Raw genomic sequence first — 17,410 nt, 5'->3', positions numbered from 1 at the left:
ATTCCGCGCAGGCACCAACTTTTTGGTACAAAAAGGAAGACAATGCTGGTATGATTCAATAGGTAGGTAAGTAATTTGATTCTGCATCTGAGGTGATCACATGAATTTACGACTTTTCTTTTCGCTCGTCGGAGCATCTGTGCTGCTGGCTGCCTTCGCGCACTACTTTACAGAAAACGAGTTTTTCCAATTTGCTACCTCCGCCCTGGCGATTATTTTTCTCGCGGCCTGGCTCGGCAAATCGACGGAAAGCGTCGCGCATTACGCCGGTGACCGGATCGGCGGGTTTTTGAACGCTACTTTTGGCAACGCCGCAGAACTTATCATTGCTTTTTTCCTCGTCAAGGAAGGCTTGTTCGACATGGTCAAGGCATCGATTACCGGGGCGATCATCGGCAACATGCTCCTCGTGCTCGGACTCAGCGTGTTGCTTGGCGGGCTCAAGTACAAGGAGCAAAACTTCAACAGCAGACTCGCTGGTCACAACGCTTCGCTGATGACGCTGGCGATCGTCGCGCTGTTTATCCCTGCCGTCTTCATGAGAGAGCTGCCGCCTGTGAAAATTGAGACGCTCAGCATCGTCATCGCGATTTTGCTGATCATCGCCTACGTTCTCTGGCTGATTTTCTCGATGATTACGCACAGCGACTTTTTGTCCGATATCGAGCCGCACGAAAGCGACGCGGTCTGGTCAAAAGGCGTCTCCATCCTGATGCTCGCCATCTCGACCGTGTTTGTCGCCGTCGTCTCCGAGTGGCTTGTGCACGGCGTCCAGCACGTCTCCCATTCGCTTGGCTGGTCCGAGCTGTTCGTCGGTGCGTTCGTCATCGCCATCATCGGAAACGCCGCCGAGCACAGTGCTGCCCTGTTGCTCGCCATGAAAGGACGGATCGGCGCTGCCGTGGAAATCGCCATCGGCTCCAGCTTGCAAATCGCGCTGTTCGTGGCGCCCACACTCGTTTTAGTCAGCCTGTTGCTCGGCAATCCGATGGACATCGTGTTTACGCCATTTGAACTGGCCGCCATCGGAGTCGCCACGTTCATTACGATCTCGATCACGAAAGACGGAGCGACCAACTGGTTCGAAGGGGTGCTTTTGCTTACGGTGTACATTATTTTGGGTACAGCCTTTTTCTTCGCTTGACGAGAGATCGCGCATAACTTTCGTCGTTCCCCGTAACGGGAATCTAGGAAAAGTCAGCTTCACTGAAAAAAGGAGTGCATGCGGCAGTTGACGCCGTTGCACTCCTTTTTCGTGAATGGATGTTACCAGATCCCGAGCATTTGCATGAACACCAGCACAATCGCCAGCGGGGAAACGTATTTCAACAGCAGCAGCCAGATGACAAACAATCGTTTGCTGAGCGGGGAATGGTCAGCCCGCAGCTCCTCGATCAGCACTTCCCGCTTCATTTTCAGCGGGACGAAAATCGCGATCAGCAAAGCCCCAAGCGGCATCAAAATGTTGCTGACGAGAAAATCGAACGCGTCGAAAATCGATTTGTCAAACAGCTTGATGTCGCTCCACACGCCAAACGACAAGGCGGAAGGCGCTCCGACGATGAAAATGAGCAGCCCGATGATCCAGGACAGCCGCTTTCTTTTTGCTTCGTTCCCTTTTGTCAGAGACGCGACGATGATCTCCAGCATGGAAAAAGCCGAGGTCAGCGTAGCAAACAGGAACAAGGCGAGGAAGATCAACAGGAAAAAGCCGCCGAACGTAATCTTTTCAAACACGGATGGCAAAACGATAAACAGCAGACCTGGCCCAGCCGTCGGCTCCATGCCGAGCGAGAAAACCGCAGGGAAAATCGCCAGTCCGGCAAACAGGGAGACGAAAAGGTTCAGGCCGACGATCGAGCCTGCGGAACGGACAAGGCTTTCGTTTTTCGCCAAATACGAGCTGTACGTCACCATCACGGATACCCCGACGCTGAGCGAGAAAAACGATTGGCCCAGCGCGTACAAGATCGATTCCGCACTCAGCTTGGAAAAGTCCGGACGGAGGAAGAACGACACGCCCTCCATCGCTCCCGGCAATGTTAGAGAACGGAACATCAGGACGAGAAAAAGAATAAACAAGGCCGGCATCATGTATTTGTTCGCGGATTCGATTCCGCTCTGCACGCCGCGCGCCACGACCCAGGCTGTAATCAGCATGAACACGAACTGGGCGGCAACAGAACCGAATGGAGCGGAAATGACTTCTCCGAAAAGCTGCTCATACGAAGCGCCCATGAGCTGCCCCGTCACCCCGCGCAGCAAGTAAGTAAGAATCCAGCCCCCGACGACACTGTAAAACGACAGCAGCAAAAAGCACGTCACGACTCCAAGCCGACCGATCCAATGCCACAAAGTACCCGGCGCAATCGCGCGATAGGCGCTGATCGCTTCTTTTTGCGTACTGCGGCCGATGACAAATTCACCGAGCAACAACGGCAAACCGATGACGAGCGTAAAAATCAGAAACAGACAAAAAAATGCTCCTCCCCCGCTCGTCCCTACCATGTACGGGAATTTCCAGATCGCCCCCAGCCCAATCGCCGAGCCAGCAGCGGCCAAAATAAAACCGAGGCGGCTCGTCCATTGCTCTGTTTGATTTTTCATGATCAATCACTCCTCAACTATACATACATCTTGTTCCAATGGAATAAAAAAAACCCGCCCCAAAAAGGGACGAGTTGTTCGTTTCTCGCGGTACCACCCTAGTTAGGCATCGCCTTTTTCCCAAAAGACATGCCTCTCCTCGTCATTGATAACGGGTATGACCCGGACTCTCCTACTAGCGGCGCCATGCGTTCAGAGGTCAGCTCCAGAGTGAATTCTACGAAGACTATTCCTGCGGCCGCTCTCAGTCTGTGGCGGCGCTTCCCTGTCAGGCAGCACTTTCGTATACTACTCTCTTTCGTCGCTATTTTCCTATGCAGGGGGTCGGCTAAATATAAAAAAACCCGTCCAAAAAAGGGACGAGTCTGTTCGCGGTACCACCCTGATTAAGCACCAAGAACATAGGACGTTCCCGGCACTTCACTTGCTCATCGTTAACGGAATGACCCGTTTCCTCCTACTTGGCCTGCGCCGTTCAAAGGGCTGCTCTGGAGGGAATTTCACGAGGCTCACTTCAAAGCTGCTTGCAGTCTTCGGCAGCTTCTCCCTGTCAAGCGATGTCATTCGTGTACTGGTCTCCGTCATTGCATTTTAGTTGTTATTGAAATGCTAGTGTTAAATTTAATATATACAACACAAATAGGCAAGACTTTTTTCAAAAAAAAACGAAAAGCGAGGATGATCACCGCTCTCCTCGCCTTACTTTTGGTTGAACAGTTCATGGAGAGTCGCCAGCTTGCGCTCCAATGAACCCATGATATCACGGCCGATTTCTTCACCAATCAGTCCAAGTCGCACTGCATACTCTACTTCACGGGAAAGCCCGAACATTTGTGTATCAAGCACTTCTTCATACAGTGGGCACTGCGGCATGGTCAGGTTTTCCATCTGCACGTCGATTAGCTTGTAAATCTTGTCTGCGTCCGCTTTAAGCAGTGCTAGCGCTTTCTGTTCCAAGTCAGGAACTTTAATTTCTGTCAAAACCTATCCCTCCGTTTGCCTCCATCCTTATCATACATAGTACGCGATTCTGGGCCATTTGAAAAGGGGAGAAGCTAGATCAACTGCAAGAAGCTAAAAGATACCAAGATTCCATTCTTGTGAGAGAAGCTCAAGCAACTTGACTCCGGCAACCGAATTTCCTTTTTCATCCAGAGCAGGGCCGAACACGCCGATCCCCATCCGTTGCGGCACAGCTGCCATAATGCCGCCAGCCACTCCGCTTTTCGCCGGAATCCCGACATCGATGGCAAACTCCCCGGATGCGTTGTACATCCCGCAAGTCACCATGAAAGTCTTGCATATGCGAGCAACCTCGCGTGGAATGATTCTTTCGCCTGTATGAGGGATAATGCCATCGGCGGCGAGCACCATGCCCAATCTCGCCACATCTTTTGCCGTTACCTCGATGGCGCAATGACGGAAGTACAGATCAAGCGTCTCTTCCACATCCGTGGTCAGCACTCCGCTGTCCTTCAAAAACCAGGCGAGCGCGCGATTGCGGTCAGCCGTTCGCTTTTCCGAGCGGTAAACCGCTTCATTGACAGACAGCCCACGATTCCCCGTAACGCTGCGCAGCAGGCCCAGAATCGCGTCCAGACGCTCTTCTACGCCATTGCCCTGGATCATTCCCGCAACCGCGATCGCCCCGGCGTTGATCATCGGGTTGAGCGGCTTGTGCGGCTTGATCGTCTCCAGCTTGATAATCGAATTGAACGGGTCGCCTGTAGGCTCCTTGCCCACCCGCTCAAATACATGCTTGTGTCCGTTTTGGCACAGGGCGACGACCAGCGAGAAAATTTTCGAAATGCTCTGTAGGGTGAAGGGAACATCCGCGTCTCCCGCTGATACAATCGTCCCGTCTGGCATACAGACGGCCGCGCCCAGCATGCGCGCGTCTACTTTTGCCAATTCGGGTATATATGCTGCTACCTTGCCTTGTCCTGTATATTCGCTGGCCGCTTGTACTTTCTCGGCCAATTGATTGGATGCACTCTCGATGTCCATCTGTTATCCCCTCTATCCATACTCGTGATGCATATGAATAGATTGTAGATTTGAATGCGTCGGCTGTCAAATTGTGGGACGCTATTCCACGATCGCCCGCTTCAGCCGCTCCATCGCTTCCACAACGACAGAGTGAGGGCAAGCAAAATTGACGCGCTGGAAGCCTTCCCCTTCCTGGCCGAACACAAGGCCGTCCTGAAAGCCGAGCTTGCCTTTCTCCCGAAGCAGGCTGCTCAACTCGGCCTGTTTCAGTCCCAGGCTGCGAAAGTCCATCCAGCCCAAATACGTCGCTTGCGGAACCGGCATGCGAACCGCTGGCACGTGCTCGGCCAAAAAGCGGCTCATATAAGTCGCGTTTTTGTGCAAGTAGGAAAGCAAAGCTTCGAGCCACGGCTCCCCGTAGCGATAGGCAGCAATCGTCGCCTCCATCCCGAACAGGTTCACATTTTCACAGCCCATTCGCGAAGCCGTCACGGCAAAGTCACGCAGCAATTGGCGATTTTCCGTCAACAGGTAGGAAGTAAACAATCCTGCCAGATTGAATGTTTTCGATGCCGCCAAAAACGTGACGCTCTGCCTCGCCAGCTCCGTTGGCAACGAGTAGTACGGAACGTGGCTGCCTTTTTCATAGACCAGATCGGCGTGAATCTCATCCGCCACGACGACGACCCCGTGCTCCACGCAGAGCGTGCCCAATCGCACAAGCTCCTGCCTCGTCCAGACCCGTCCAACCGGATTGTGCGGACTGCACAGAAGCATCAGCTTTACCCGTGGATCGCTCAGCTTGTTCGCCAAATCATCCCAGTCCATCTCATAATGCCCATTTTGCTCCACCAAGGAGCTGCGCACGACTTGCCTGCCGCGATTTTCCACCGCATGAAAAAACGGATGGTACACGGGAGTCTGGATCAGGACGCGCTCCCCTGGTGATGTATATGCCTCTATCGCCACATGAATGCCAGGAATCACACCGGGAATGCCCGTCATCCAGCTCGTCTGCACCTCTACTCCATACCGTCTCTGTATCCACTCCTGCAAGCTTTCATAAAAAGCCGCGCTTTTCAGCGGATACCCGTAGATCGGGTGCATCGCCCGCTGCGTGATCGCTTCCGTCACTTCCTTGGGACATGCGAAGTCCATGTCGGCCACCCACATCGGCAGCACGCCTTCTCCGTTGACTTTTGGATTGTCAATGTCCCATTTTACACTGTCTGTCCCTCTTCGCTCGATTCTCGCATCAAAGTCGTACACGTTGTCCCCTCCCGCATATCCGAAAGCTTCCGGCCATTTTGTCCTTTATTTTTACAACTATGTCCAGCATACCCCCTCTTGGCAAGATTGTCCAAGCGTGAGGCGAAAGCAGCGTTTGCCCTTTTTCAAAAAGGTATAGTAAAATGCTAGATGATTGAGAAAGATGACGGAGGTATGCATCATGTCTGATGTTATCGTGTTTAAAGGGGCCGTAACTTACCCCATCACTTTGGACCCGACTGTTTGGGTGTTCGACGATCGCAAGTTTGATTTGAACGCGTACACGGGTGAAGACGACCCTGCTTTGTCCAAACAAATGCAATATTTGCAAGGAACAGGAACACAGTGGGACAAGGAATTGCGCGAAGGCGCCCAGCTGCCGTCCGAGCGCAAAAGCTTGGCCGAGGAGCGCAAAGTGCTGGAAGGCGACTACGGGATTCGGCTCGATCCGTTCATCACTAACGCCGCTCCGCTGCCTGAAGCCACCCATGTCCGGCTTCATCGCGAAAACCAGGAGCCGATCGTCCTGCCGATTTCCGAAGCAAGACGGGCGATTTTGCAGTTTGCCAAGGCCGGAAAACCGATTAAAGAAGACGGGCCGGTTTACTTTTACTTGCCGGAAGTTCTGCTCAACAAGGAAGCGCCGATTACCGGAATCACGGCACTGGAGTTTTTTTCTGCCTGATCCCGCACGGCACTGTTTTTGAAAAAAGAAAGAAAAAGCCATCCTCTAACTGAACAGTCGCTCCCATCAATCAGGAGGACTGCTCATGGCCAAGGATGGCTTTGTCGTTTAGGTCTTATGTGTTGTGGTTGCACTGTGCACTCAGGCGCTGACCTGTGTGATGCGAATGTTTCGTGTCTGCATCTCTTCGCGAAGCAGTTCAATAAAAGCAGAATCTAGCTGAAGGTCGACAGCACGATGATATACTTCTATCAGCATTTGGTCACTCAAGTATTTCACCCTTGCTCACCTCCATCCTGTCGTATGAGTTCATTGTACCAGATGATAGAGTATCGAACAACCGTTCTGATATCCACAAAGCATGTGGAAATGTTGTGAGTAACTTGTGGGCAGCCTGTGTGTAACAAACAAAAACGCGGGATTCCCTATGTGGATTTTTCTTCCACTTTTATCCACAGGTAGTCGAATTTTGTCGAACGATTGAAGGATAGATTTCAGCGCTGCCAACGATAAAAAAACAGCCATCCTTGACGCCGGATGGCTGTTTGCTCTGTTTTTACGCGTTTGCAGTTTCCGATACGTGCAGCACTTGCTTGATGCGATCGATTGCCCAATCGAGATCTTCTTTGCTGATCACGAGCGGCGGGGCAAAGCGGATCGTTGTTTCGTGAGTCTCTTTGCACAAGAGGCCCAGTTCTTTCAGCTTCTCGCAGTATGGACGAGCCGCTGTAGTCAGTTCCAGTCCGATGAACAGACCGCGACCGCGAATTTCTTTGATGATCGGGTTGTTGATTTCACGCAGTTTTTCCATGAAGTACGTTCCCATTTCCAGGGAGCGTTGCACGAGACCTTCATCGGCAAGTACGTCCATAGCGGCAATCGCTACTGCGCAACCAAGCGGGTTTCCGCCAAAAGTGGAGCCGTGGGAACCTGGCTCGAACACGCTGAGGATTTCTTTGTCAGCAGCTACAGCAGAGATCGGGAATACCCCGCCGCCGAGCGCTTTCCCCATGATGTACATGTCTGGCTTGACGCCTTCCCAATCGCTTGCGAACAGTTTTCCGGTACGGCCAAAGCCTGTTTGGATTTCGTCGCTCACGAGCAGCACGTTGTTTGCTTTACATACAGCTTGTGCTTCCTTCAAGAAGCCTTCTGTCGGAATGATAATGCCCGCTTCGCCCTGAATCGGCTCCAGCATGAATGCTGCGGTGTTTGGTGTAATCGCTTGCTTGAGTGCTTCAATATCGCCGTAAGGGATGATTTTGAAGCCTGGAGTGAACGGTCCGAAGCCGCGTCTGTACTCTTCCGCAGAAGAGAAAGAAGTAATCGTTACGGTACGGCCGTGGAAGTTTCCTTCACAGACGATGATTTCTGCCTGGTTTTCCGGTACTTTTTTCACATCGTAAGCCCAGCGGCGAACAGCTTTGAGAGCGGTTTCTACTGCTTCCGCACCCGTGTTCATCGGCAGGATCATGTCTTTGCCAGTCAATGCGGACAGCTTTTCGTAAAACTCGCCCAGTTGGTCATTGTAAAAAGCGCGGGAAGTCAATGTCACTTTGTCTGCCTGATCTTTCAACGCCTGAATGATGCGTGGATGGCGGTGGCCTTGGTTCAAAGCGGAGTAAGCACTCAGCATATCCAAGTATTTGTTACCTTCTGGATCTTCTACCCAAACACCTTCTGCTTTGGAAATGACGATCGGCAGCGGATGGTAGTTGTGTGCGCCGTATTTTTCGGTTTGATCAATGACAACTTTTGTTTTCGTCATGGTGGTAGCCTCCTTCGGTTTCACTTGCCAATCTTAATCAAGCAAGAATGATGCCAATATAAAAAACGTGCGAAACGGCGCAATGGAATCCGTTTTCAGCAAAATTTTTTTGCATGCGTTTTCCTTATAATTTTGCAGGTGCATAGACATTTTGCACATCGCCTGTTCTATGATATGATACTGTCACGAAGAAAGGCTGGTGACCCATTGTGTCGACTTCAAGGCAAGAATCTTCCCTCGACACGTTTTTGCGCATTTACGAACATATCCTGGACAGAATGAACGAGGGCGTCCACGTGATTGACGCCACTGGCACGACGATTGTGTACAACCAGAAAATGACCGAGCTGGAGTCGATGGCCCGCCAAGACGTTCTGCACAAGCCTCTGTCGGAAGTGTTCCAATTCCACAGCGGTCAGGAGAGCACGCTGCTCACCTGCTTGCGAACAGGAAATAGCATACGCAATACGCGGCAAACGTATTTCAATGACAAGCAAAAAGAAATTACGACGATCAACAACACGTACCCGATCATCGAAAACGGGCAAATCATCGGCGCGATGGAGATTGCCAACGATGTGACGAAGATGGAACGGCTGATCAGGGAAAACCTGCTTGCCAAAAACGGCTCCCGCTACACCTTTGAGCAGATTATCGGCAAAAGCGGCCCGATTCTCGATGTGATTGAAAACGCCAAACGCGCGGCGCGCACCTCCTCCTCCGTCCTCGTCGTCGGCGAAACCGGAGCCGGAAAAGAACTGTTCGTGCAAAGCATTCACAACGCCAGTCTGCGCTCATCCGGCCCGCTTATTTCGCAAAACTGCGCAGCGCTTCCCGACAGCCTCATTGAAGGCTTGCTGTTCGGCACGGCACGCGGCGCTTTTACCGGAGCCGTGGAAAGACCTGGCTTGTTCGAACAGGCAGAGGGCGGCACTTTGTTTCTGGACGAAATCAACTCGCTTAGTATGCCTCTGCAAGCAAAATTGTTGCGCGCCCTCCAGGAGAAGTCGATCCGGCGCATCGGCGACACGAAGGACCGGGCCATTGACGTGCGCATCATCGCCGCCATCAACGAAGACCCTGTCGAGGCCATCGCCAATTCGCACCTGCGAAAAGATTTGTACTACCGCCTCGGCGTCGTCACGCTGTTTTTGCCCCCGCTGCGGGAACGCAAAGAAGATATTCCCATGCTCGTCTCGCATTTTATCGAAAAGTACAACGAGCTGTTTCAAATGGAAGTCGCGGGTGTCTCGGCGGATGTCCTGCAATTTTTCCAGGAGCATGACTGGCCGGGTAATGTCCGCGAGTTGCAGCATCTCATCGAAGGCGCGATGAATTTGATGGTGGACGAGACGATGATCCGCTACGAGCATCTGCCGCTGCATTTTTTGCGCCGCTCCCCTGCAAGCGCCGTCGTGATCGAACAAGCGCCGCCCCGTTCGCTTCCTTTTATCGAAGAAGGAAAATCATTGAAAGAAACGATGCAGGAGTTCGAAACCGCCTATATTCACCACGTCGTCGATCGTTACCACGGCAATATTTCCCGGGCGGCCAAGGAGCTGCAAATCAGTCGGCAAAGCTTGCAATATCGCTTGCGCAAATTGGGAATCAAAGGATAAAAAACAGCTTCATTTTTTCATGACGCCAAATTTCTTGGCGTTTTTTCATTTTTTTTGCACAAGTGTGCCGATTTGTTTTGCACTTTTCTCCATAAACTACCTGCAAAAGTCGATTTGCTTGGGCCGTTTCATTTGGTATCATTCTTGCAGAGCATATATCGCGCCTGAAAACGCATTCATCGAATCAATATTTCTCGCGTGAAGGAGAGGGTTATATGACACCAAGCAGCAACGAACAGAACAATGAACTAAAACGCAGTATGAACAGTAGGCACCTCTTCATGATTTCTCTTGGAGGCGTAATCGGAACCGGACTGTTTCTCGGTTCAGGCTATACTCTCAGCCAGGCTGGCCCTATTGGTACGATCCTTTCTTTTCTGGTGGGCGGATTCATCATGTACCTCACCATGCTCTGCCTCGGCGAATTGACCGTCGCCATGCCTGTTGCCGGTTCGTTCCAGACCTACATGACCCGGTTCGTAAGTCCGTCCCTCGGTTTTGGAGTAGGTTGGCTGTACTGGCTCGGTTGGGCGGTAACGGTTGCCCTGGAGCTTTTGTCGTCCGGTCTGTTGATGCAACGTTGGTTTCCAGACTCGCCTGTCTGGATGTGGTGCGCCATCTTCGGTGTCCTTTTGTTCCTGTTGAATGCGCTTTCTGCTCGTGCGTTCGGTGAGTCCGAGTTTTGGTTTTCCAGCATTAAAGTAAGCGCTATCATCCTGTTTATCATTTTGGGTGGCGCGGCCATGTTCGGCTTGATCGACATGAAAAATGGACAACCTGCTCCGATGTTCTCCAACTTCACCAGCACCTCACTGCTTCCCCACGGAATTACCGGGTTGCTGATGACGATGATCACGGTGAACTTCTCCTTCCAGGGTACCGAATTGATCGGTATCGCGGCAGGCGAGAGCAAAGAACCGGAAAAAACGATTCCGAAATCGATTCGCGCTACAGTTTGGCGCACGCTCGTCTTCTTCATTTTGGCGATTGCGATTGTGGCAGGGATGATCCCTCACCAGCAAGCCGGCGTTATCGAAAGCCCGTTTGTCGTCGTATTCGACAGCATCGGAATCCCTTATGCGGCAGACATCATGAACTTCGTCGTATTGACTGCCCTGCTGTCCGTAGCAAACTCCGGCTTGTACGCCGCAACCCGGATGCTCTACTCCTTGTCCAACGAGAAAATGGCTTCCCGCAAACTGGCGATTGTAAACCGCAAAGGTATTCCGATGAATGCGCTCATGATTACCTTCGCGATCTCCTTGCTCTCGCTGTTGTCTGGCTTTTTCGCGGAAGATACCGTGTTTATGGTGCTTTTGTCTATCGCTGGTCTGGGGGCACAAGTGGGCTGGATCTCCATTTCGGCTTCGCAGCTCGCTTTCCGTCGCCATTATCTGAAAAACGGCGGCAAACTGGAAGACCTGAAATTCCGCACGCCTTGGTATCCGGTCCTTCCGTTGGTTTCGTTGATCTTGAACTTGACCGTTCTCGTGAGCCTGGCCTTCGATCCGGAGCAGCGAATTGCCCTTTACTGCGGGGTGCCGTTCATGATTATCGCGATCCTCATTTACCAATACCGCTTCAAAAACCGACTGGAGCCACAACCGAAAAACGATCTTGGCTCTTATCGCAAAGCGGACAACCTATAAGAAAGCAAAAAGAAAAGCTTGCACTCCCATTTACGGGAAGCAAGCTTTTCGCTTTATACGCAAACTTGTTTGGCCATGCTACAGAGAGATTCGCACGATTTCCGTTATGACTACCATGGCAAAAACGGCAAATCCAAGGGAACTCGTCACCAGCAACATCCGCTTCAATTTTTTCATATCTTCCATATAAAATTCCCTCACTTTCGTTAACGCCCAGCATTTCGTTTCCTACCGATATATACGCACAAGGAATGGTAAATGTTTCAATTTGCGCCCAACATTTTTTCGTGTTTTCTCGTCAAAAAGTTTACGGCTGCGCGATTTTTGTCAAATCGTTGCCGAGTTTGTACGTATCGCGCTCCATCAGGTGAAGCATCCAGGCAACGAGCAGCCCGACAACGAGGCAGATCGTCCAGGGGAGCCACGTCGCTTCCAGCCTAAGCCCCACATCGTACACCCAGCCGCCTGCGATCTGGCCGAGCGAGCCTCCGATGGCGATCGAGTAGCCGTTGAAGCCGTAGTAAGCCCCTACCAAATCTTTTGGCGCAAAACGCGGAACGACGTCTACCAGATTGGGCACGGCGATCATCGTCCCCAGTGCGAACAGGAATACATCGATGAGCAACATCCACAGAGAATCGGCAAACGTAAACAGGAACAGTCCTGCCCCCATGACGAGGGTGCCGATCCCGATCAAGGTGAGCCTGTGCGGGTAGCCTTCCAGCCATTGCGTCACTTTCATTTGAAAAAGGATGACGAACAAAGACATGGCAGACAAAACAATTCCGACCGAAGTCTTGCTATGTGTCACATGCTCCACGAGCAGTGGTATCGTCAAAAATACTTGCATGTTCAAATAGTAGTAACCCATCAAAATCAAGGTAAAGCGCACAAAGCGCTTGTCCCGAATCACCGTGAACATGCTCTCCCAAATACTGTGCCGCGTGTTGGTAGCGCTGATCGGGGCCAGAAAAAAGAACGAGACGACCGCGTTCAAGGCAAAAACCGCTCCGGCAAACAGGGACAGGTAGGTAAAATCGACAGCCGACAGCGCTGTACCGACGATTTGCGAACCGACCACCGCAATATTTCCGAGCACATTGCGAAAGGCGAACACTTCTTTGCGGATAGAATCAGGGGTTAAAATCGCAAACGCCGCCGAGCCAGCCGGGTCAAACAACGCCCCACCCAAGCCTGACAAAATCGCTGCGATAAAAAAATGCCAAGTCTCGGTGCAAAAAGCAAACAGGGCAAAGCCGACAGCCCGCACTGCCATACCCAAAACCATCGCGCCCTTGTAGCCGAAGGCATCCGCAATGACTCCGCCCATAAACGCAAAGCCTTGCTGGGAAAATTGTCGCACACTAAGTACCAGACCGGCCATCGCCAGCGTCCATCCGATACTGCCTGTCAAATACAAGGTCAAATAAGGAATCAGGGCGTAAAAGCCGAGATTCATCATAAAGGATGTCGCCAACAGCAGTTTGACCGAAAACGGTGTTTCTCTCCACATTTCCCGCTTCATTCGATACCCTCGCTCTCCCGTTTGCTCTCATGATTTAGGGATATCCCCAGCTTAAAGAACAGGGTATAATTTGGGAAACGAACGTTTTTGTATATGGTTATCAAATATTTAGATAAGAGGGAAACACACGCTATGGACTTCGAACAACTGCGCGCTTTCTACACATTGGCACAGACCAAAAACTTCACCAAGGCTGCGGAGATGCTCCATCTTGTCCAGTCTACGGTGACGATGCGAATCAAGCAACTGGAAGAAAAAGTCGGAAAGCCTCTCTTCATCCGTGACAAGCGAAGTGTTGAAATTACCCAGGCAGGCTTGACGCTTTTGCCTTATGCCGAGCGCATACTCAAACTGTCCCACGAAGCGCTCAACGAAGTCGCTTCTCTCCAGCCCTACGAGGACTACTTGTCGATTGGCAGCCTGAACGCCATCTGGACCTCTACCCTCGAACCGATCTTGAAAGAGTACCATTGCCGCTATCCGCAAATTGCCATCAGCACCAGAACCGGGCATTCCTCGGACGTCATCCAGTATTTGCTCGACAACGTGATCCAGATCGGGATCGTGTACGTGCCGCCCTCCTTGCCGAACTTTGAAGTCATTCCTACCTGGGATGATGAAATCGTCCTGGTCTGCTGTCCAGAGAGCAGCGTCGCCCAAGCGACTCACGTGGATTCGCGCGAGCTTCGCAACCTGCCGCTGCTCTACATGAACTGGGGACCGCCTTTTAACGAATGGATCAGGCAAACATTGCCGCGCAACTACGTGCCCAAGCTGACTGTCGACAAGGCGGAGCTTGCCATCGATTTGATCAAGGAAGGGCTTGGCGTCAGCTTGCTCACCCGCTCTGCGGTCAAAGCAGAGCTGGCTGCCGGGACGCTGAAGGAACTGCCGATCACTGGCAACAAGCCGCCCAAGCGCTCAGCCTATATCGTCCTGCCGAAAGACAAAAAAAATAAACCCAGCGTAGAAAAATGGCTGAGTCTGATGAGTGAATTGGGATACTCAACAACGTAGCGCAACTAGCGCGATTGCGGTATGGGGCCGACGACGACATCTCGTCTCCCCAGCCTTTTTTCATAGCCCCAGCGAACGCAGAAATACCAGCACATCGACAGGCAAAACCCGGTCAGCACATCGCTCAAAAAGTGCACGCCCAAGTACACGCGGCTCGCGGCAAGCAGCACAACGAAGACAAACACGACAGGCTGTACGTATGCCGACCAGCTTTTTTCCTCGTACCAGCGGGCGATCAGCAAGGCGAGCATCAAATAAAAGCCGGGCGCGATCATGGCGTGGCCGCTTGGGAAAGAAAACGAATCCGGCAGATCGATCAGATTGAAGCCAACTGGTCGAGGACGGGCAAAAATCAGCTTCAAAATCTCGTTGACGACTTCACTGACCCCGAGCGACAGCAGGATGACGACAGACTCAAGCCTGCGTTTTTTGAGGAAAAGGGCGACGATCAGCACGACGCCAAACGGCGCAAGGAAAGTCGCGTTCCCAAAGTGGGTAAGCAGCTGGAAAAAGCTCGTCAAGCCAGCGGAGCGAACAGCGGCTGCCAACGAAAAGGCTGCCTGATCCATCCCCGCTACCTGACCGGTTATGTATTGGCGAAACATCCATGCCCCCAGCACCGCGAACACGATGCCGCAAAAAATCAATCCTCTTTCTTTACTCGTTCCCATCCTGTTGTTCTCCTCTCTCTAGCAATGAACGCAGTGCCGTCAAAAAGCGCTGGTCATCTTCACGCGTACGGGCCGCAGGGCCGCGCGTTCTTCCTCCCCCGCGACGAAAGCGGGCTTTCTCGTTTCGCTCCTCCAAATGAAAAGCCATCCGTTCCGGTTCAAAAATCAGGCCATGCGGCGTCAGCGGCTGCGCACGCTTGCCAAGAATCAGAGCCGCCAGTCCAATATCTTGCGTCACGACGACATCATTCGGGCGGGTTTCATTGGCGAGCTTCATGTCGACCGCCTGCGGGCCGGCATCGACTGTCACGTGATGCTCGGAACCGATCTGATGATTGTAGCTGGCAAACGTGAGGCACTGCCACCCGAACTCCTTGCACAACTGTTGCGCGATCACCAGCGCCTGGCGCGGACAAGCATCGGCATCGATCAGGACGCGTCCTTTTTGCATCCAACCATTCCTTTCAAGCGCTTTTCTCTCCCCGATTCCGCTCATTTTTGGTATGATGGAACTGGAGAGGAGTGAACTTACCTTTGCGCAATTACTTTACTTTCGATGAACGTTTAGGCATTCGCCTTCCTGCATTGGATATGCAATGGGAGGAGTATTCACATACGGAACGTGCGGACATTTTGATGGAGTGGGAAGAAATTCGCGCAACCATCCCCGATCGGATTCACCGGGTGGAAGCTGTGATCATCGAGAAAACCAAGCAGATGTCCGAGGAGGAAAATTTCGCGCGCTCTTGTGAGCTGAACAGCGAAATTCATGAATTGGCGAGCGTCATTAATGATCTTAATATATGGTTTCGCGTCCAGCAAGATCATGACACCAAAATTCATCAATAATCCTCGAAACAACACGGCGAGGAACACATTCGAGACGTTTTTCCCACAAAAAAAGCTCTGTGGCTGCAAGAAAGCCATGGAGCTTTTTTCCATTTCGCTGTCTTTCATCTACTTTGCCTTGTTCCGCTTGCGGCCGATTTCCAGCGCCATCAGCCCGGAGACGTGTGGAGCTGCCATCGAGGTGCCGTTCAGCTTTTTAAACTGGTTGCCCGGCCACGTCGATAAAATTTCCACACCAGGCGCTTTCGTATTCGCTCCCCTTCCGCGCGAGCTGAACGAAGCCAGCCTGCCCGACTGATCGATTGCGCTCACTCCGAGAACGCCTTTGTACTTGGCAGGGTACTCGACCTCTCCCCCGCTGTTTCCCGCCGAGGCTACCATGACGATGCCGTGCTCTTTCGCCTTTTCCACAGCTCGCGCCAACGCCTCGCTGTATTGCGGCATGCCGAAGCTCATGTTGATCACGTCCATTTTGTTGGCAATCGACCAGTGCAATGCCTGCAAAATCGTCGACAGCGACGCTTTGCCCTCGTGGTCGAAGGCGCGTACGTCGTACAGATGCGCCTCGGGAGAGACACCGACGATTCCGCGCTGGTTCATCTCGGCCACAATGATTCCGGCTACATGCGTCCCATGTTCGTTTTGCTTGCCGCGCACAAAATGGACGCCCCCTTTGATCCGATCCTTCAAGTCAAAATGGTCGCGGGAGATTCCCGTATCAATGACCGCCACCTTCACCCCTTCGCCCCGGCCTTTTCGCCACAGCTTTTGCGCGCCGACATAGCGGACGCCCCACGGGATTTCGTCTTCGCCCTCTGTTTGTGTTACTGTTTGTGCTTGGGCATGGACGCTTACGGTCACATTCTCTTCCACCATGGCTTGATACCTGCGAAAATGCTCGCAGTGCTGCTCGTATATGTTGTCCTTGATGCACAGGCAAGCCCAGTCATCGAAGCATCGCCAAGGAAGTCTCTCTGTTTTGGTCATCACTTTTTTCTGCAAATCGCTCAGGATGTCGTGAAAGGACGTCTCCCGCTGAAAGCTGATGATTTTCAACCCACTAGCCTCCTGTCATGCACAGCGTTGCCACATCCTATGTCGTATCTGCCTCTGTCTGCTTGGGCATCTGCACACCGCCCGCCAAAATAGGCGATTCCCCCAGTCCATCTGTCCAAGCAAACAGATGCCTTCTCCCATATAACTGCTTAGGGCAGGCTCAAAGCCAATCTTGAGAGGAGAGAGTGCTGTATGGGTAAAAAGAAGGGCAAAGGCACAGGCGATCTCTTGAAAAAAATCAACAAGAAAAGCAAGAAAAAATGGAAAATGAGCGACATCAAGTCGTTGGCGAAAGGAATCACGAAAAAAGATTTGAAGGACGACAAGAAGCTCGGCGATCTGATTAAAAAAGTCAGCAAAGCCGTAGGCGTCAAACTGTCCGACAAACAAATCTCCAGTGTCAAAAAACAGGTTCATGAAAAGCTCGACTAAGGCGAGCGAAACAGCAAAAAGGGAGAGCAGCTACGCTCTCCCTTTTGCTATTGCCAACCTTTTTGCGGTCGGTGTGTTACCTCGTTAGTCGCAAGCGCAAGCAACGATTGTCAGCAATACGAACAACACCAGAATCAAAGCAAAATCGTCGAATCCTCCGTTGAACAGACTCATTCGCTTTCCCTCCTTTGTCAGCAACTAATCATAATGTATGTGCGAATAGCCAATCTTGATTGGACGCTCGCCCAGACATTGCCCATTTTTCAGGATAAGA

18 protein-coding genes and 2 other annotated features are annotated in these 17,410 nt (G+C 52.0%); of the genes, 7 read left to right on the top strand and 11 right to left on the bottom strand.

Annotation, left to right across the window (positions count from 1 at the left end; all coding sequences use genetic code 11):
* Window positions 1-100 precede the first annotated feature (100 nt).
* Window positions 101-1,144 carry a calcium/proton exchanger gene (gene cax / locus EDM60_RS21360; protein ID WP_063230764.1) on the top strand — a complete coding sequence of 348 codons (1,044 nt, stop codon included), beginning with the start codon at window positions 101-103 and terminating at the stop codon, window positions 1,142-1,144.
* A gap of 122 nt (window positions 1,145-1,266) precedes the next feature.
* Here the strand turns inward: cax and EDM60_RS21355 are convergent, their stop codons facing one another.
* The 4 genes from EDM60_RS21355 to EDM60_RS21340 form a co-directional block, all read right to left on the bottom strand.
* Window positions 1,267-2,607, bottom strand: coding sequence for a sodium-dependent transporter (locus EDM60_RS21355; protein ID WP_122965777.1), 1,341 nt, complete (start codon window positions 2,605-2,607; stop codon window positions 1,267-1,269).
* Window positions 2,608-2,669: 62 nt separating this feature from the next.
* Window positions 2,670-2,918 (bottom strand) — a binding site (T-box leader).
* Window positions 2,919-2,959: 41 nt separating this feature from the next.
* Window positions 2,960-3,201: a binding site (T-box leader), on the bottom strand.
* A gap of 105 nt (window positions 3,202-3,306) precedes the next feature.
* Window positions 3,307-3,588, bottom strand: coding sequence for an Fpa/YlaN family protein (locus EDM60_RS21350; protein ID WP_063230762.1), 282 nt, complete (start codon window positions 3,586-3,588; stop codon window positions 3,307-3,309).
* Window positions 3,589-3,681: 93 nt separating this feature from the next.
* Window positions 3,682-4,614, bottom strand: coding sequence for a glutaminase A (glsA, locus tag EDM60_RS21345; RefSeq protein ID WP_122965776.1), 933 nt, complete (start codon window positions 4,612-4,614; stop codon window positions 3,682-3,684).
* 81 nt (window positions 4,615-4,695) lie between these two features.
* A complete protein-coding gene (locus tag EDM60_RS21340) occupies window positions 4,696-5,865 on the bottom strand; it encodes a MalY/PatB family protein (RefSeq protein WP_122965775.1) in 1,170 nt (389 codons plus the stop codon).
* A 181-nt stretch (window positions 5,866-6,046) separates the two neighbouring features.
* Between EDM60_RS21340 and EDM60_RS21335 the strand changes: the two genes are divergently transcribed.
* Complete coding sequence (locus tag EDM60_RS21335; RefSeq protein WP_122965774.1) at window positions 6,047-6,550, top strand: hypothetical protein; 504 nt, start codon at window positions 6,047-6,049, stop codon at window positions 6,548-6,550.
* Between the two features lie 141 nt (window positions 6,551-6,691).
* Here the strand turns inward: EDM60_RS21335 and sda are convergent, their stop codons facing one another.
* Both sda and EDM60_RS21325 read right to left on the bottom strand, forming a co-directional pair.
* Entirely contained in the window at window positions 6,692-6,829 is a 138-nt protein-coding gene (sda, locus tag EDM60_RS21330) for a sporulation histidine kinase inhibitor Sda (protein WP_063230759.1), read from the bottom strand.
* Window positions 6,830-7,106: 277 nt separating this feature from the next.
* Window positions 7,107-8,318: an ornithine--oxo-acid transaminase gene (locus EDM60_RS21325; protein WP_122965773.1), complete on the bottom strand. Its 1,212-nt coding sequence runs from the start codon at window positions 8,316-8,318 to the stop codon at window positions 7,107-7,109.
* 278 nt (window positions 8,319-8,596) lie between these two features.
* Between EDM60_RS21325 and EDM60_RS21320 the strand changes: the two genes are divergently transcribed.
* Together EDM60_RS21320 and EDM60_RS21315 are read left to right on the top strand one after the other, a co-directional pair.
* Window positions 8,597-9,937, top strand: a complete 1,341-nt coding sequence (locus tag EDM60_RS21320) for a sigma-54 interaction domain-containing protein (RefSeq protein WP_229049948.1) — start codon at window positions 8,597-8,599, stop codon at window positions 9,935-9,937.
* Window positions 9,938-10,152: 215 nt separating this feature from the next.
* Window positions 10,153-11,586 carry an amino acid permease gene (locus tag EDM60_RS21315; protein WP_122965771.1) on the top strand — a complete coding sequence of 478 codons (1,434 nt, stop codon included), beginning with the start codon at window positions 10,153-10,155 and terminating at the stop codon, window positions 11,584-11,586.
* Between the two features lie 307 nt (window positions 11,587-11,893).
* Here the strand turns inward: EDM60_RS21315 and EDM60_RS21310 are convergent, their stop codons facing one another.
* Window positions 11,894-13,111 carry an MDR family MFS transporter gene (locus EDM60_RS21310; protein ID WP_122965770.1) on the bottom strand — a complete coding sequence of 406 codons (1,218 nt, stop codon included), beginning with the start codon at window positions 13,109-13,111 and terminating at the stop codon, window positions 11,894-11,896.
* 132 nt (window positions 13,112-13,243) lie between these two features.
* Between EDM60_RS21310 and EDM60_RS21305 the strand changes: the two genes are divergently transcribed.
* The gene (locus EDM60_RS21305) at window positions 13,244-14,128 is read left to right on the top strand and encodes a LysR family transcriptional regulator (protein WP_122965769.1); all 885 of its coding nucleotides are present in this window, start codon (window positions 13,244-13,246) and stop codon (window positions 14,126-14,128) included.
* 5 nt (window positions 14,129-14,133) lie between these two features.
* Here the strand turns inward: EDM60_RS21305 and EDM60_RS21300 are convergent, their stop codons facing one another.
* Window positions 14,134-14,799 carry a phosphatase PAP2 family protein gene (locus EDM60_RS21300; protein WP_122965768.1) on the bottom strand — a complete coding sequence of 222 codons (666 nt, stop codon included), beginning with the start codon at window positions 14,797-14,799 and terminating at the stop codon, window positions 14,134-14,136.
* On the bottom strand, window positions 14,786-15,250 hold the full coding sequence (locus tag EDM60_RS21295; RefSeq protein WP_122965767.1) for a YaiI/YqxD family protein: 465 nt from the start codon (window positions 15,248-15,250) through the stop codon (window positions 14,786-14,788). Before EDM60_RS21295 ends, EDM60_RS21300 begins: the two co-directional genes overlap by 14 nt.
* Window positions 15,251-15,333: 83 nt before the next feature.
* Here EDM60_RS21295 and EDM60_RS21290 point away from each other — a divergent pair, with 83 nt between their 5' ends.
* Window positions 15,334-15,648 (top strand): hypothetical protein, encoded by a 315-nt coding sequence (locus tag EDM60_RS21290; protein WP_063230752.1) that lies wholly within the window; start codon window positions 15,334-15,336, stop codon window positions 15,646-15,648.
* 108 nt (window positions 15,649-15,756) lie between these two features.
* Here the strand turns inward: EDM60_RS21290 and EDM60_RS21285 are convergent, their stop codons facing one another.
* On the bottom strand, window positions 15,757-16,704 hold the full coding sequence (locus EDM60_RS21285) for a S8 family peptidase (protein ID WP_122965766.1): 948 nt from the start codon (window positions 16,702-16,704) through the stop codon (window positions 15,757-15,759).
* A gap of 192 nt (window positions 16,705-16,896) precedes the next feature.
* Between EDM60_RS21285 and EDM60_RS21280 the strand changes: the two genes are divergently transcribed.
* Window positions 16,897-17,136 (top strand): stage VI sporulation protein F, encoded by a 240-nt coding sequence (locus EDM60_RS21280; RefSeq protein ID WP_063230750.1) that lies wholly within the window; start codon window positions 16,897-16,899, stop codon window positions 17,134-17,136.
* 84 nt (window positions 17,137-17,220) lie between these two features.
* On the opposite strand, the gene EDM60_RS21275 is transcribed toward EDM60_RS21280, so the two are convergent.
* Window positions 17,221-17,310 carry a YjcZ family sporulation protein gene (locus tag EDM60_RS21275; RefSeq protein ID WP_122965765.1) on the bottom strand — a complete coding sequence of 30 codons (90 nt, stop codon included), beginning with the start codon at window positions 17,308-17,310 and terminating at the stop codon, window positions 17,221-17,223.
* Window positions 17,311-17,410: the final 100 nt, after the last annotated feature.

The organism is Brevibacillus parabrevis, assembly GCF_003710905.1.
GTDB classification, from domain to species: Bacteria; Bacillota; Bacilli; order Brevibacillales; family Brevibacillaceae; genus Brevibacillus; species Brevibacillus parabrevis.
This window is presented reverse-complemented; position numbering and strand designations above follow the sequence as displayed.

Bases quoted from the DNA above. Each gene is read 5' to 3' on its own strand.
- EDM60_RS21275 (WP_122965765.1), bottom strand. From the start codon at position 17,310: ATGAGTCTGTTCAACGGAGGATTCGACGATTTTGCTTTGATTCTGGTG.
- EDM60_RS21315 (WP_122965771.1), top strand. From the start codon at position 10,153: ATGACACCAAGCAGCAACGAACAGAACAATGAACTAAAACGCAGTATG.
- EDM60_RS21320 (WP_229049948.1), top strand. From the start codon at position 8,597: ATGAACGAGGGCGTCCACGTGATTGACGCCACTGGCACGACGATTGTG.
- EDM60_RS21335 (WP_122965774.1), top strand. From the start codon at position 6,047: ATGTCTGATGTTATCGTGTTTAAAGGGGCCGTAACTTACCCCATCACT.
- cax (WP_063230764.1), top strand. From the start codon at position 101: ATGAATTTACGACTTTTCTTTTCGCTCGTCGGAGCATCTGTGCTGCTG.
- EDM60_RS21310 (WP_122965770.1), bottom strand. From the start codon at position 13,111: ATGAAGCGGGAAATGTGGAGAGAAACACCGTTTTCGGTCAAACTGCTG.
- EDM60_RS21325 (WP_122965773.1), bottom strand. From the start codon at position 8,318: ATGACGAAAACAAAAGTTGTCATTGATCAAACCGAAAAATACGGCGCA.
- EDM60_RS21280 (WP_063230750.1), top strand. From the start codon at position 16,897: ATGGGTAAAAAGAAGGGCAAAGGCACAGGCGATCTCTTGAAAAAAATC.
- EDM60_RS21295 (WP_122965767.1), bottom strand. From the start codon at position 15,250: ATGCAAAAAGGACGCGTCCTGATCGATGCCGATGCTTGTCCGCGCCAG.
- EDM60_RS21305 (WP_122965769.1), top strand. From the start codon at position 13,244: ATGGACTTCGAACAACTGCGCGCTTTCTACACATTGGCACAGACCAAA.
- glsA (WP_122965776.1), bottom strand. From the start codon at position 4,614: ATGGACATCGAGAGTGCATCCAATCAATTGGCCGAGAAAGTACAAGCG.
- EDM60_RS21300 (WP_122965768.1), bottom strand. From the start codon at position 14,799: ATGGGAACGAGTAAAGAAAGAGGATTGATTTTTTGCGGCATCGTGTTC.
- EDM60_RS21355 (WP_122965777.1), bottom strand. From the start codon at position 2,607: ATGAAAAATCAAACAGAGCAATGGACGAGCCGCCTCGGTTTTATTTTG.